This is a genomic window from Gordonia sp. NPDC003504 (assembly GCF_053587995.1).
The window spans coordinates 656582-671761 of record NZ_JBSFPC010000002.1 but is presented as its reverse complement, the minus strand read 5'-3'; the positions used below and the strand labels follow the sequence as shown (position 1 = coordinate 671761).

At 68.2% G+C, this 15180-nt stretch carries 12 protein-coding genes; 4 read left to right on the top strand and 8 right to left on the bottom strand.

Annotated elements, in window-relative coordinates:
* Nucleotides 1–161: 161 nt before the first annotated feature.
* Genes ACWDPV_RS07375 through ACWDPV_RS07365 form a run of 3 tightly spaced genes read left to right on the top strand, consistent with a single transcriptional unit; the run spans nucleotide 162 to nucleotide 3866 of the window.
* Entirely contained in the window at nucleotides 162–1121 is a 960-nt protein-coding gene (locus ACWDPV_RS07375; RefSeq protein ID WP_449742373.1) for a glycosyltransferase family 2 protein, read from the top strand.
* Nucleotides 1118–2521 (top strand): hypothetical protein, encoded by a 1404-nt coding sequence (locus ACWDPV_RS07370; protein ID WP_449742372.1) that lies wholly within the window; start codon nucleotides 1118–1120, stop codon nucleotides 2519–2521. The genes ACWDPV_RS07375 and ACWDPV_RS07370 overlap by 4 nt, the downstream gene beginning before the upstream one ends.
* A 7-nt stretch (nucleotides 2522–2528) precedes the next feature.
* Nucleotides 2529–3866, top strand: coding sequence for a glycosyltransferase (locus ACWDPV_RS07365; protein WP_449742371.1), 1338 nt, complete (start codon nucleotides 2529–2531; stop codon nucleotides 3864–3866).
* Between the two features lie 96 nt (nucleotides 3867–3962).
* On the opposite strand, the gene ACWDPV_RS07360 is transcribed toward ACWDPV_RS07365, so the two are convergent.
* The 8 genes from ACWDPV_RS07360 to ACWDPV_RS07325 all read right to left on the bottom strand — a co-directional run bounded on the left by ACWDPV_RS07360 (nucleotide 3963) and on the right by ACWDPV_RS07325 (nucleotide 14240).
* On the bottom strand, nucleotides 3963–5075 hold the full coding sequence (locus tag ACWDPV_RS07360; protein ID WP_449742370.1) for an HNH endonuclease signature motif containing protein: 1113 nt from the start codon (nucleotides 5073–5075) through the stop codon (nucleotides 3963–3965).
* Entirely contained in the window at nucleotides 5069–5587 is a 519-nt protein-coding gene (locus tag ACWDPV_RS07355) for a hypothetical protein (protein WP_449742369.1), read from the bottom strand. Before ACWDPV_RS07355 ends, ACWDPV_RS07360 begins: the two co-directional genes overlap by 7 nt.
* A 255-nt stretch (nucleotides 5588–5842) precedes the next feature.
* A complete protein-coding gene (locus tag ACWDPV_RS07350; RefSeq protein WP_449742368.1) occupies nucleotides 5843–7174 on the bottom strand; it encodes a hypothetical protein in 1332 nt (443 codons plus the stop codon).
* A gap of 73 nt (nucleotides 7175–7247) precedes the next feature.
* Nucleotides 7248–8069: an ABC transporter permease gene (locus ACWDPV_RS07345; protein WP_348806124.1), complete on the bottom strand. Its 822-nt coding sequence runs from the start codon at nucleotides 8067–8069 to the stop codon at nucleotides 7248–7250.
* Nucleotides 8066–9055 carry an ATP-binding cassette domain-containing protein gene (locus ACWDPV_RS07340; RefSeq protein WP_449742367.1) on the bottom strand — a complete coding sequence of 330 codons (990 nt, stop codon included), beginning with the start codon at nucleotides 9053–9055 and terminating at the stop codon, nucleotides 8066–8068. Before ACWDPV_RS07340 ends, ACWDPV_RS07345 begins: the two co-directional genes overlap by 4 nt.
* Before the next feature lie 66 nt (nucleotides 9056–9121).
* Nucleotides 9122–12094, bottom strand: a complete 2973-nt coding sequence (locus ACWDPV_RS07335; RefSeq protein ID WP_449742366.1) for an ATP-binding protein — start codon at nucleotides 12092–12094, stop codon at nucleotides 9122–9124.
* Nucleotides 12095–12121: 27 nt separating this feature from the next.
* Nucleotides 12122–12694 carry a nitroreductase family protein gene (locus ACWDPV_RS07330; RefSeq protein WP_449742365.1) on the bottom strand — a complete coding sequence of 191 codons (573 nt, stop codon included), beginning with the start codon at nucleotides 12692–12694 and terminating at the stop codon, nucleotides 12122–12124.
* A 10-nt stretch (nucleotides 12695–12704) separates the two neighbouring features.
* On the bottom strand, nucleotides 12705–14240 hold the full coding sequence (locus ACWDPV_RS07325) for an MFS transporter (protein ID WP_449742364.1): 1536 nt from the start codon (nucleotides 14238–14240) through the stop codon (nucleotides 12705–12707).
* 208 nt (nucleotides 14241–14448) lie between these two features.
* Between ACWDPV_RS07325 and ACWDPV_RS07320 the strand changes: the two genes are divergently transcribed.
* Entirely contained in the window at nucleotides 14449–15144 is a 696-nt protein-coding gene (locus tag ACWDPV_RS07320) for a TetR/AcrR family transcriptional regulator (RefSeq protein WP_449742363.1), read from the top strand.
* Nucleotides 15145–15180 lie beyond the last annotated feature (36 nt).

Genomic DNA, 15180 nt, shown 5'->3' with positions numbered 1-15180 from the left:
GACGGCGGATGCCGCCGTCCCAGGTGAGGCAACGGTGCCTGTGCTCACCGGTCGCCGGGTGTGAGCGCACCCGGGGCGTGCCGGTGGTGCATCCGAAATGCGATGTGCCGAAAGCAATGTCACCATCGCGAAAGATCAACTCGACATAGCAAAGGATTGCGGTGACGACCTCAGACGTGGCCAGCCTCGCAGTAGATGCCGCCGGAGAGGACGCCACGGACCCGCAGGTGCGGCTGTCCGTGGTCATCCCGGTCTACAACGAGGAAGACACCATCGGTACCTGCCTGACGTTGCTGCTCGAGCAGGCCGACCACATCGCCGAGATCGTGGTGGTGGACAACAATTCGACGGATCGCAGTGCCGAGATCATTCAGGAATTCATCGACCAATGGCGCATTGTCCGGGTGGTCAATGAATCGAATCAGGGTTTGGTTTTTGCGCGGAACGCCGGGATGGATTCGGCAACAGGAGATGTGATCGCCAGGATCGATGCCGACACCCGCGTTCCGCCGACGTGGGCCGCCACGATCGTCGAGTTCTTCACCACGGACACCGCGGGCCACTGGTCGGCACTCTGCGGCCGCGGCGCCGCCTACGGACTTCCGCTGGAGGGCTCCACGAGCCGCGTCCGCAGGCTGATCGATCCGCTGTTGCGTCGAATCCCCAAGCGGGGACGTGGGAGTGACACCGACGGGACGGTGGCGCCACGCGACATTCCGGTGCTGTACGGATCGAACATGGTGGTGCGGCGGGAGATGTGGCAGGTGATCCGCACTCGGGTCAGCATGCGCCGCGACATCTTCGAGGACGTCGACATGGGACTGTGTGTCCAGGACGCACACGGCCGCAATGCCTTTCTCTCCTCGCTCACGGTGGGCGTGTCGCCGCGGCGGATGGAGACCGCGCTGCCGGCGTTCGTCGAATACATGAGCTTCCTGCCGCGGACCCTGCTGATGCACCGGCGATACGGACTGGCCGCGGTGGTGGTGTTCGGCTATCTGCCGCCACTGATCGTCGTGCATGCCGCCCGCCTCGTGCTCATCCGCGCACACGACGAGCAGACCTCCACCTTCTCCGTTCGTAATCTCCTTCGGGAGACCTCCCAGCGGGGACTTCCGTGACCGAGCGCGGTGTGACCGACGAGGCCGTGGGTGCGCCTTCCGATGCCGTGGTGCATGGTTCGTCCACGACGGGCCTGCGGGTGTCGGGTCCGGACGAGGCGTTTCTGCTCGCGGAGGAGAAACTCGGATTCCGCACACCCATCCAGTTCTGCTGGGTCCTCGACGACGACCCGGGGCTTGAGGCCATCGATCGGTACGCGGGGTCGTTGAGTACCGGCCTGCTCCACCGCGCCATTTCGCGCCGACGCTTCCCGGCTGCGCGTCGGCGTTGGGTGTCCTCGCGGGTGGAACCGCGGGTCATCGTCGGCGCCCGCATCGACGATGCCGAGATCGGAGCGTGGGCCGACAATCTGCTGCGTTCGGCGGACTTGCGTCCCGCGCAGGGATTGGGCTGGCGGGTGCACACGACGACCACCACCCGCGGACGCCGCGTCGTGGTGCTGCTGCTGTCGCACCTGATCGCCGACGGAGAGGCGATCATGCGCGCCCTCGTCGCCGCTGCCGACGATGAGACGACCGCACTTGCCGATCCCGACACCGCCCACGGTGCGCGCGCGCTGGCCGAGGACGCGCGGGACAGCGCACGACAGATCCGTTCGGCGGCAAGATCGGTCCGCGCCGTGGCCCGCGATGCCCGGCAGCGGCGGCGCGAACGTCGCGAGGGCACCGCGCCGGTGGCCCCGAACCGCCCGCCGTCACCACCGCCGACCTACGACCCGTACCGCGCCACCCTGGGCATCGTCGACGTCGACCGCGACCTCTGGTATGCCCAGGCCCGGCAGTACGGCGGTACCGGGAACACCCTCTTCACCGCGCTGGTGTGTGGGCTGGTGCGCCGATCGGGCTATCCCGTCGGTGACCAGATGCGTGTCAGCGTCGCCGTCAGCAAACGCGGTGGACCAGAGGACCTGCGCGCCAACGCGTCTGGTGGGATCTGGCTGCGGGTCGACGAACCGCAGGAGTCGCCGGCCGACCTTGGCTACCTCCGTGGTCTGAGCCGGCAGGCCTTCGCCGAGTATGCGAAGACCGGCACCGACGTGCCCGACGATCTCCAGTCGCTGGTGCGATTGATGCCGCGACGGGTGCTGACGATGGCGTTGCGGTCGGTGCCCGCCCCCGATGTGAGCGTGTCCAATCTCGGAGTGCTCGACGATCGGGTACGCACCATCGCCGGAGTGCCCGCCTCGTCGTTTGTGCTGCGACTGATGGTGCAGGACACCGCGGGTGAGGATCTGGTGATGCCCGGCCCGGGGCTTTCGGCGTGGATCGTCGAGTACGGCTCCACCGTCACCCTGTCGTTTGCCGCCTTCAGTCCCGAGTACTACGGCGACCAGGATCATTTCGCGAAGCTGCTCAGTGCGGAACTGTCGGCCTGGGGCCTCGATCATAGATTCTGGTGAATTACTCATGATGACAAGCCGATCCGGCGGCGCGCATGTTGCTGTCATCCTCTACGGCAGTCGCGGCGACGTGCAGCCCGGCGTGTCTTTGGCCGTCGAACTCCAGCGACGTGGCCATCGGGTCAGTGTCGCGGTACCGCCCAACATGCTGGGCTTCGCGCGGAACGCGGGACTGGCGACGGTGGTGGCCATCGGCCGCGACACCGGCACGCAGTGGTCCTCCGATGAAGCGTTGGACGCCCAGCGGTCCCGGAACCCCTGGACGCGTGCGCGATTCGCGCTCGCCACGGTGCGGGACGGCATCTCGGCCTTCGACCGGGCCATGGTCGAGACCTTCCTCGGCGACGACGCCGCGATCACCGATGTCGATATGCTGATCGCGGCCCCGTTGTGTCAGGCACGGGGCCTCGCGCTCGCCGAGCGGTTGGGCGTGCCATTGACGGTCCTGCGCTATGCGCCGATGTCGGAGAGCGGGGTGATCGGTCCGCTACCCGGCGTCACCGACTCGTGGTCGCCGGAGTGGAAGCGACGCAGCTGGCGGGCCTATGACCGCATCGTGTGGTGGGCAACGCGATACAGCGAGAATGGATTTCGCCGACGGATCGGCAGACCCCCCGCGCGCACCGGCTGCCCGGATCGTCTCGGGGTATTGCGGGTTCCGCAGATCCAGGCCTACGACCCGGCCATCGCTCCGGGGTTGGTTGCCGAATGGAAGGCCGGGCACGCTGTCAAACCCATCATCGGGTTCCTCGACCTGCCCGCCGGTGCCCGCGATCATCTCGCGGAGACCTCGCACGGGGATGCCCAACTGGCCGAGTGGCTCGACGCGGGAGACCCGCCGGTGTTCGTCGGATTCGGCTCGATGCCGGTGACCGACCCGCAGCGGGTGCGGTCGTTGATCGGCGTGGCTGCAGCCGAACTCGGTGTCCGATGTGTGTTCGGCCTGGGCGCCTCGCCCGGGGTCGACGCCGACGACACGTCCATCTATCACGTGGGTGCGGTCAATCACGCGTGGCTGTTTCCGCACTGCGCAGCTGTGGTTCACCACGGGGGAGCAGGGACGACGGCCGCCGCATTGCGGGCCGGTGTGCCATCGGCGGTGTATTCGTTCACCGCCGAGCAGCCGTTCTGGGCGGAGCGTATCCGCACGCTTGGAGTCGGTACCGGCCGTGCGTTCTCGGCACTCACCGACGAGTCGATCCGCGCGGACCTGTCAGTGGCGTTGACGGAGAAGGTCCGTTGCGTAGCAGCGGACTTCGCTCAGCGGATGGTGCCACCGGAGCGTGCCGTGGCCGCTGCCGCCGACATCGTCGAGGTGCGGTTGCCGGTGCCGGCGGGGGAGTGATCCGAAAACCGGTTGCGGGGCAACACCACTCATCGCGCAGGTCGAGGCACTCGTCGAGACCACTTCCATATGCCGACAATGGCACCAGCCCAAGGCTTACCGCGGATAGGTGGTGATGGTTTCCCCGGTGACGGGGTCGCGCCAGATGACCGCCCGATCGGCGAGCATGGTGGGGATCAACAGCCCCATGTGTTTTCGTTGGTGGTCCGGGGTACACAGCGGCATCAGGTTGAACTCCACCGTCCAGCCACCGGTGATCGGATCGCGGTGCACGAACTTCACCAGGTGATCGATCTGGCAGTCACCGGCCGGCCGGCCGCACTGCGGATACCGGCACGTGCCATCCAACTCGATGATCTTCTCCCGCAACCACGCCGGTATCCGATACGTCAACGCACCCGGCGGTGGGAGGAGATAGCCGCCGTGCCCGGACGGGTCGACCGGGGTTGCGGGGAACGGGTCGTCGAGGCGACGCCACGCCGCCGGTATCCGTTCCAGCGAGGTGGCGGTGCTGATGGTGGATATGTCCAGGGTGGGACACTCGGTGACGGTCACCAACTGTCCCGAACTGATCAACGCTCTGGCGTGAGCTTCGTCAATCACGCCGAAGTATTCCAGCCGGGCTTCCCGCTGCCCGGATGGGTCGGTGATCAACGACAGCGACAACTGCGAATCACTGTCGGTATCGGGTTCGGTGTCTGTGTCGGTGTCGGGTTGCGCCTCGGCGGTATCCGCTGCCACACAGTCAGCGTCGCCCTCGGTGATCGTCTCGGGATTGTCGGTCGTCTCGGGTTCGGTGATCTCGTCAGCCTCACCACGCTCGGTTTCGACATCGTCGAACAGATCAGCCGCGTCGTCGTCGGGGTCGATGTCGCGGTCGGTCAGACCAGTGGGTTCTTCCGGCAACGGGATCGCCCGCGAGCAGTCACCCCGCCCGCATTCACACGACAGGTACGCACCGGGTAGGCCTTGGATTTCGGCGAATGCCGCGACCTGCATCTGACCGCGGCGACGCCGATCACGCGGGCAGATCCGCTGACTGATCATCGTCGCGATCCGCGCTGCCAGATGCGCACCCATCTCCCCGGGGGCGTAGACGGAGATGCTGCAGTGCCCGTTGGTGTCCCGACGGACCCGCACATTCTGATCGCGTGCGGCGGCCTCCTCCCGGCGGTCGGCGGCACCGTCGGGATCCAGGGCGATCACCATCTCGGCAACCTGATCCCGCAACGTCGTGTCCGCCTGATTACGTCCAGCGAGCTGCAGTGCACGGGTTTCGGCGAACGCGCGCACATCGTCATCGGATAGGACGACGATCTCGTCGGCGATGATGCGGATACGTTCCAGGGACTGGTCACCGGCCAGGAACGCCGCGTCACCGTCGGGAGCGTCGACAGCAGGAAACTCAGCGTCATCCACGCGGTGGCGTGCGGCACCGACACACCCAACGCGGTCGAGACCTTGCCGGTCGCAGCTTTGTCGACGCCACCGGTGGTGTGCACGTTGGTCACGTGACCCGACAGCAGCATCTCGTCGTACACGGCATGCCCGATCCGGGCTGCGGAGAGCACCTTCCGGGCGGTCAGTTGTCGTTCCTGGCGCTGCAACGATCGGGCCAGAGCGGTGGCCTGCTCGGCGGGGAGGTGATCGATCATGGCGGCGTCGGCGGCGGTCATCGACAGTTCCGGCGCGGTAGTCGTGCGAATTGTGGTGTCGGCCATGATGTTCACCCCCTTGATCGGTCGCTCCAACTGAACTGACTCAAGTGTAGCGACGACCACCGACAAGTTTCTTCGGCGCGGAATCGGTTGGGGATGAACGATGTCGGTATCGGCCGAGCTGTGTTTGGTTGGTAGCAGGCTGGTTTCGCTGTCGGGTTGCGGAGGTGGCCTCGACCTGGACGAGCTCGGCGCGGCGGATACACCTACCCGCAAGCTCGTCGGCACTCGGTCGGCCGGGGGTTGCCGCTGAGGTTCCTACTCTTTCGGCCCCGTGCCCCAAAACGATCCACGGAGATCCCACCGTGAGAGTTCCTCGGCGACCAGGGATGTGAGCGTTGCGGTGTTGGCGACGCGGTCGGGATCGAGCGCGGTGATGCACAGGGTGATGTGTCCGGCGCTGCGTGATGACCAGCCACTGATGCCGCCGGCCATCCGGCGCAACACGTCGCGTGAGGCGCCGACGGTCATCGAGCGCATCGCCACCGAACCGGGCAGTCCGGTTCCGAGGCCGGCGAATCCGGCGTCGAGGGTGCCCAGGTTGGATGCGAGACACAGCGGTGCACGAGAGTCGGCGGCCAGTCTCCGGACGATGGAGTCGCCGAGTGGCTGCGCCAGGCGGCCCAGCAGCGCAAGTGAACTCGGTGCACCTGTTGCCGAGGCGAACGCGGTCTTGCTGGCCGTGCGCAGCGGAGTCAGATCGGCGCGCAGGGCGGGGCTCACCCGTACGCGGGCGGTGACGCCGGTACTCGCGTTCGCCCGTCGATCGCCCGGGATGCGGGTTGAGACGGGCAGATTCACCGGAATCTCGTCACCGTCGGCGACCGCTCCGGAGGCTTCGAGGATGCCGATGACGATGGCGGTGAACAGGGTGTTGGCGGTACCGCCGGCGCGTTGGGCGACGGCGTCGAAGGTGCCCTCGGGGATGGTGACGATGACGGTCGGACTGACTCCGCCCCAGTCCTCGGCCGACACGGCAGGATCGGGCGCGGTCGGACGTCGAAGTGGTGCGGGGCGAGTGCGGTGTCGCGCCAGTCGATAGGCGGCGACGGCACTGGTGCGCAGCGCATCGGCACCCTCGCGCACCGTGTCCAGCATGCCGGGGTCGGCATCCGTGGCGTCATATCCGATGCCGTCGAGGACCTCACCGATGCCGGTGATCACCGCGCCCCCGTCGCCGATGACATGCGACGACACCCAGGACACGAACGTCTCGTCGGTGTCCCGCGTGGAGATCGCACTCATGCGCCACGACGGCCCGGTGACACTGTCGATCCCGAGGTTGGCCTGCGCCAGCGCCCACCCGGCACCGTCGGCGGCGTCGATCTGCTCGTCGGCGAAGGCGTGACGTCCCGCATCCGGCGTGTGAACCCATCGGTCTCGCAACGGAAATGCACACCGGACAACGAGTCTGCTCATACGTCCGTGGGTCAGTGCCGCGCCGAGTTCGGTGAAGCGGGCAGGGTCGAGGCGGGTCGGCAGGCGCCAGACGGCCTGATTGATCACCGGTAGCCCCATCGCGTGTTCCATCCGGACGAAGAGGTCGTCGTCGGGGGTGAGCCGTTCCGGGCGGCCGGGTGCCGCAGACATCGATGTGGGGTGTGCGGCGTTGGTCACCAACAGTTTTCGTCCTTGTCGTGCGGGTGGGGAGGAACGGGCGTCGTCAGGCCTTACGCAGATACGCGCGCACCGTGATCGGCGCGAAAACGGCGATGATGATCAGCGTCCCGAGCAGGGTCCACGCGACGTGGCCGGTCACCGCCCCGTCATTGATCAACGACCGCAATGACGACACCAGATGCGAGATCGGGTTGACGTCGGCCAGGTTCTGCATCCAGGTGGGCATCGTCGTCACCGGGACGAAGATGTTGGAGGTGAACGTCAATGGCATCAGCACCAGCATCGAGACACCCTGCACCGCAGATGCTTTGGACATCAATACGCCCATGAGGGCGAAGATCCAGCTGATCGCGAAGGCTGCGAACATGGTCAGGATCACCCCGGCGACGGTGCCCAGCACGCTGTTGGGTCGATACCCCATCACCATTCCGACGCCGATCGACATCACCGAGGCGATGAAGTAGCGCACCACGTCGGCGATCAGCGATCCGGCCAGCGGAGAGATCCGGGCGATCGGCAGGGAGATGAATCGGTCGAACACCCCGCGGTCCATATCCTCCCGGAGTTGCACACCGGTGACCACCGAACTGGTGATCGCCACCGACACCAGCACGCCCGGAACCAGTTGCGGCAGATACGCATCCACGCTGCCGGCGATGGCGCCCCCGAAGATGTTGGCGAACATCACGGTGAAGACGATCGGGATGACGATGACGTCGAAGAGTTGCTGGGGGGTGTGCTTGAGCCGCAGCAAACCACGGCGGGTCATCGTCAACGTGTCGGCGACGACCTTGCCGGGTCCGATGCGTTCGATGACCGGACCGAAGTCGATTCCGGGTGACGGGGTTTCGGCGACAGTGGTCATGCCGCGGCCTCGCTTTCGGTGGCGGAGTACGTATCGGATGCCGGCGGCGCCGCCGGGGCAGCGGTGATGGAGAAGAAGACGTCGTCGAGACTCGGTCGGCGGACCGAGATCTCGGCGACCGTGATACCCGCGTCCTCGAGTGCGACCACCGCCCGCGCCGAGAGCGACGGGTCGGCGATCGGTGCCACCAGTCGCCCATTCTCCGGGGTCGCGGTCACCGTCGCGTCGAGTACGTCGCGCAGAACCCGTGCGGCGTCGTCGAGCCGGGCCGGTTCCACCGCGACCTCCAGGGAACGGGTGCCGACGCGGTCCTTGAGGGAGTCGGCGTCACCGGAGGCGACCACGCGGCCCGAGTCGATGACGACCAGGGAATCGGAGAGTTGGTCGGCCTCTTCGAGGTACTGGGTCGTCAGCAGCACCGTGGTGCCCTGATCGACGAGATCGCGTACCACCGACCACACCTGGGTGCGGGTGGTGGGGTCGAGTCCGGTGGTCGGTTCGTCGAGGAACAGCAGGGCCGGTGTGCGGATCATCGAGGCGGCCAGGTCGACGCGGCGACGCATGCCGCCGGAGAATCCGCTGACCGGACGGTTCGCCGCGGCAGCGAGCCCGAACTGCTCGATCAACTCGCTGCCCCTGGCGCGGGCCTTGCGACCACTGAAACCCAGGAGCCGACCGAACAACTCGAGATTCTCCAGGGCGGTGAGATCCTCGTCGACCGATGCGTACTGCCCGGTGAGGGAGATCAGCGACCGCACGGCCGTGGGATCGCCGGCCAGGTCGCGTCCGAAGATGGTGGCGTGGCCCGAGTCCGGCCGGATCAGGGTCGCCAGCATACGGACCGTGGTGGTCTTGCCGGCCCCGTTGGGTCCGAGGACACCCAGGACCGAGCCGGTGGGCACGGTGAGCGAGACGTCGTCGACGGCGACGACGTCACCGAATGTCTTGCGCAGGTGCTCCGCGTTGATCGCGATGTCGGGAAGCATGCCGACCACAGTGCCCGGCCTCCCTTTCATCTCCCTTTCACACGCGCGCCGACGACGTCTCGAAACCTATCCGACCAGCCGAATCAGCCGAATCAGACTCCGTCGGTGTGACCGAGGTCCCTCGCCGAGGTCGATCACCGCGAAGTCGCGCCGGTAGTGGGCGCCCCGCGCGGCGGCGGCGAGGGGATCGTCGGCGGCGCGATTCTCGACCAGACAGATCGCCGCGGCCGCCCCGGCCAGCGCCGGCAGATTGACGGTCGGCGCGGCCACCAGAAACCGCAACGCGACGCCGAGTGCGTCGGCCGCGAGTCGTGCGGCCACGTTGGCGCCGGACCGGGCCAGGATCACCGCACGCACCCCGTGCAGGTAGGCCGAGTGTCCGTCGTGCGGCGCTCCGATGATGGCGATCGCGGTGTCCGCGGAGCGCCGCGCCGCCTGCGGGTTCTCCGGGAGACGCAGCACCGACAGGGCCATGTGGGCGGTGGCGATGTGCGGGCGCCGCGAATCACCGGCGGCGAGCAGGCACGCCTCGAGGATCTCGGCGGCCGCGGCCGGATCCGAGGGTGACAGGGCCAGGGCCTGATGGATGCGGATACCCGTGGACTCGTCCGAGAACCCGATCGTGGCGAAGTCGTCTGCGCTGCGGGCATACAGGGCGGCCGCACCCGGTCGGTCCCCGGTCAGGGCATGCCCGCGGCCGAGTCGCTGGCGGGCGGCGGCGATCAGCCACGGGTGCCCCGACCGCTCGGCGCACACCAGCGCCGCCAGCGCGCAGCGTCGGGAGAAGTGCACCGCTGCATAGAATTCGGCGATATCGGATCGGACGATCTCGGCGAGTGCGGCGACGACGGCGTCGGGCGAGCGGGTCGCGTCCGCGAGGTTGCGCGCGGTCGCGTGCGGCGATCCGGTGACGATTCCGACGGCCAGTGCGATGGGCCCGGCGGTCGCCGGTGCCCGGCGGACCGCGGCGCGCAGCCGTGTCCGTGCCCGCATGGCCTCTCGGAATCGTCCACGAACCATGAGATAGGCGGTGGCGCACAATAATCCGAGTACATCGTCGGGACTTCCGGGGTGATCGAGAGCGATCACGGCGAGCCGTTCGGCGTCGGGATAGCCACCGGTGCGCACCAGACGCCACAGGGTGATGGGGAGCAATCGGGTGACGGCACCCGGGATGGCGGCGGTGGCGGGATCATCGAGGGCGGCCAACACCGCGTCGGTGCTCTCGTCGAGGCGCCCGGCAGCGTCACCGACCCGGCCGGCGATCAGATCATCCGTCGTCGATGTCACGACATCGGCTGCCCAGGAGACAAATTCGTGATGCAGGGCCCGATCGACCGGCGGGTCCAGCCGAGTGCGTTCCCGCACGAACTCCCGTACCGTCTCGGTGATCCGGTACCGCGTGCGGCCGTCGTCGAACTCGACGACGCTCGCCATGTGGTGATCACAGAGTTCGGCGAGCGCGGACAGCGTCACCGCCTCGAAACCCAGTGCGTCATCGATACGCACCTCCGCGGGGAATAGGGCCAGGACCGCCAGGGTGCGTTGTGCGGGCAGGCTCACCAGGTCCCAACTGGCGGCGACGACGTCGGCGATGCGCTGGTGACGACCCCCGCCGACGACGGCGAGCAGCCCGAAACGTGCGTCGAGTCGCCCGACCACATCGGCCAGCGACAGGTAACGCAGTTGTGCCGCGGCAAGTTCCAGTGCCAATGGCGAACCGTCGAGGCGTCGGCACAACTCGATCAGCAGGCCGCGATCGAGGTGGACGTCCGACCGCAACTCGCGGGCCCGCCGGGTGACGAGTTCGACGCCCCGGTCGGTGTCGAGCGGGCCGACGGTCACGATGCGCTCGTCGGGCACCCCCAGCGGCGTCGTGCTGGTGGCCACGACGGTGAGATCGTCACGGTGGGAACGGATGTGGTCGACGAGGTCGGCGACGAAGGCCACCAGGTGTTCACACGTGTCGAGCACCACAAGCGCACCGACGGGACTCAGCTGGGCGAGGACGGCGCCCGTGGTGACCGACGGTGTGGCCGTCGCGGTGTCCTGTTCGGGCAGGGAGCCGCGTCCCAGCGCGATGGCGACGGCGGCCGCGACGTCGTCGGGATGGCGGGCCGCCGACAGGTCGACGAAGACCTCGGCCGGACGGGTCGACGCGATGTACTCGGTGATCAGCCGGGTCTTGCCGATGCCGCCGGGACCGACGATCGTCACCAGCGACGATCGCTCAATCGCCTCGGCGAGTTCGGCATTCGTGTCCGCGTCGGCGAGGTACGTGTCGGCCGGTGGTGACGGGGTGTGGGGCAGCGGAGCGAACGCGAGGGCGGCGCTGTGGGCGGCGGCAAGTGCCGGACCGGGATCTGCGCCCAGCCGCTCGGCGAGTTCGGCACCGATCTCTGCGTGGATGCGGAGCGCCGCGTTCGGATCGCCCGCGGCCAGGTGGGCCCGCATCCCGAGCGCGGCGAGATGCTCGTCGAGTGGCAGATCGCCACGGAGGTCGGCGATCTCGGCCGCGACATCGGCCGGGTCGTGCGACAGACGGGCATGCCAATCCCGTTCGAGCGCGGCACGGTGGGCGCGATCGGCGCGGGCGCGCAGGCGATCCCGGAGTTCACCGGCCGGCAGGTCGGCGCCGGCGTCGCCGCGCCACAGCGCCAGCACCCGCGTCGCGTCGGCCCCGTCCGGGTCGTCATCGAGGTCAGACAGTGATTCGGCCACAGCGAGATCGGAGACCGGCACGGCGAGGTCGAGTCGATATCCGGCGGCCGAGCCCACGATCGCCCCGGCGCCGAGGATCTGCCGAAGGCGGGACATCTGCGTTTGCACGGCCCCGGCCGGATTCTGTGGCGGCCGGTCTCCCCAGGCGTCGGCGACCAGTGCGGCGACGCCGATCGGCCGCGGATGGGCCAGTGCGAGGGCGGTCAGCAGTGCCCGGGCGCGCCCGGACGTGATGGGTGTCTCGTCGTCACCGTCGATGACCGTGATGGGACCCAGCAGTCCGACACGGGGATGTGTCGTCGTCGGCGGGGAACTCATCGGGGATCGATCGGCGGCCGGCTGTGGTCAGTCGGTGGGGTAGAAGGACGTGCCCCACCGCCCGGCAAAGGTGATGTCGTGCAAGGGGAGTCGTTCCCGGGGCCAGGCGTCTCGTTCGGCCACTTCCGGGGCGAGGGTGGTCGGGTCGGCGGCCAGTCGGGCCAGGGCGAGCATCAGCATCGGTCGGGACTCGGCCGGGATGTCGAACTCCGCCCGCGCGGCGGCGGGGTCGAATCCGGCCATCGGATGCGCGTTGAGCCCCATCGAGACGGCCTGGATGCTCATCTGTGCGGCGGCGAATCCGAGGTCGACGGCGCCGTACTCGTGCACCATGGCGTCGTCGGGATTGTTGCTGGTGCTCAGCAGGATCAGGGCGCCGGCGGCCGGTGCCCAACTCTTGTTGCCGCGGTTGAGGGTTGCGGTCAGACGCGCGAAGGTGTCGTCACCGCGGAGTCCGACGATGAACCGGACCGGCTGGATACGGCCCCAGGTGGGTGCCCACCGGCCGGCTTCGAGGACGTCGGTGACCTCCGCGGTGGTGAGCGTCGCCTCGGGGTCGTAGCCGCGGGCGCTCCAGCGATTCTCGATCGGTGCGTGCACCCCGACGAGCCTACGGTGTCCTGTCGGCGGCATCGTCGTCGTCGGCGACCGGTGTGCGCAGTACCACAGCCAGGACCACTGCCAGCACCGACAACGTGATCACCGCGGCCAGCGACGCGGCGTGGATGCCGTCGACGAAGGCGCTGCGTGCGGCGTCGGCCAATGCGGTGCCGTCGGGACCCAGCTGCCCGGCGTCGTGCAGGGTCTCGCCGAGGGTGTCGCCGAAGTTCCGGCCGTCGGTGTGCTCACGGAACACCAACGTGGCCAGCGACCCCAGCAGGGCCAGGCCGAGCGCGGTCCCGAGTTCGAAGCTCGTCTCGGAGATGCCCGACGCGGCGCCGGAACGTTCCGGCGGAACCGAGCCGACCACGATGTCGGAGACCAAGCTGAACTGGATGCCGTAGCCGATACCGGCGATCGACGTCGCCACCAGATAGATCCAGAGCGAACTGTCGGTGGTCAGCCACAGCAATCCCAGGTTGCCGGCGGCGGCCAGGACCACCGAGCCGATGAACGCGGTACGCACACCCACCCAGGCGGCGACCCGGCTCGCGCCGATCGAGAACACCGCGACGGCGATGGCCATCGGCAGACCGGCGAGGGCGGCGGCGAGCACGTCGTGACCCATCACCGACTGCAGGTAGACCCCGGTCAGATACGAGGTGCCGCCGAGGGCCATCATGCCGACCAGCGCCACCGCAACGGCGGAGCTGAACTGCGCATTGGCGAAGAGCTTCAGATCGAGCAGCGGTGCCCGCGCGGAGCGCTGCTGCACGATGAACACCGCGAACATCGCCACACCCACCACGCCGATGATCGCGACGAGCGGGGTGACGCCCTCGGCGGCCATCGTCTTGATCGAGTAGACGATCGGCAGGATCGCCAGCAGTGACAGGGCGACGCCGACAATGTCGAAGCGGTCGGTCGACGGGGCGCGGTACTCGGGCACCAGGCGCGGGGCGAGCAGGAACAGCACGGCCAGCACCGGCGCGTTGATGAGGAAGACGACGCCCCACCAGAAGTGATGCAGCAGAACGCCTCCCACCACCGGTCCGACGGCCGAGCCGCCGGCGAAAGCGGCTGTCCACACGCCGATGGCGCGACCGCGGTCACGGGCGTTCGGGAACATGTTGGCGATCAGCGACAGGCTCGACGGCATCAGCGTCGCGCCGCCGATCCCCATCAGGGCACGCGCGGCGATGAGGATGCCGGCGCTCGGTGCGAACGCGGCAATCACTGACGCGATACCGAAGACGGCGGCGCCGGCCAGCAGGATGCGTCGACGTCCGAGTCGGTCACCGACGTTGCCCATGGTGATGAGCAGGCCGGCGATGAGGAAGCCGTAGATGTCGAGAATCCACAACTGCTGCGCGGCCGTCGGTTCGATGGCGTCGGTGATCGACGGGATGGCCAGGTACAGGACGGAGAAGTCCATCGACACCAGTAGCACCGGCAGGGTCAGCACGGCCAGACCCAGCCAGGTTCGGCGATCGGCGCGCGCGGGCTCGCGGTGACGCTGATCGACGGGGCGGTACTGGGTGGACATGATGCGACTCTCCGTGGTGCTCGTGGGGATGGTGCTCGTGGGGATGGTGCCCGGTGTGGACTGTGCTCGGTGTGGACGGTTTTCGTAGAAGCGACGCGTACGTCGTACGCTCACTGACGGTACGGATATGAGTACGCTGTACGCAAGTGGGTTATTCCCGGTGAATGTCACTTGTGTTGACCCGGCGGTCGGTCAGGAGGGAGAAACGGTGGCCCCACAGACGCAGAAGCTGACGACGTCGGCGATCGTCGATTCGGCCATCGCCATCGCCGACCGTGACGGACTCGACGCGCTCTCGATGCGCCGGATCGCCGACGACCTCGGCGTCGGCGCGATGTCGTTGTACCGGCACGTCGCGGACAAGGATGCGCTGCTGGCCGCGATGGCGGCCGAGGTCGGACGACGTTTTCCCTATCCCGTCGAGATGGACCCGGCACCGACGTGGCGCGAGCGGATCGCCATCGCCGCCGACATCGACTGGCAGCTCTACCAGCGCCATCCGTGGGTTGTGCTGGCCTACTCGGTGCCGCGGTATGGGTTCGGTGACGACTCGCTCGAGGGCCTCGAGTGGTTGGCCGACGGCTTCGGGCAACTCGGCGTCGAACCCGCACGCGCCGTCGAGATGGTGCTGACGTTCTGGAGTTACGTCAATGGCGTCGCCCTGGTCGGTGTCAGTGAGCAGATCCTGCGCGCCGACGGGGCGGCCACCGACCCCGGTGGCGGGTTGGGCGACCTGCTCCGCGGCTGGACCGAGCGCGACGACGACGACCGACTGGCGTCGTTGCCCATCGTGTCGTCGGTCGCCGCCCACACCGACGTCGGGCGCTTGTTGTCGCCGCGCGCCATCCTCGACTCGGGTGTTGCGTACCTGTGCGCAGGATTCGCGGCGTCGAGTGGGCGCTGATTCCCGTCGAGTGTGCGTCCTTTCCCGTCGACTGGG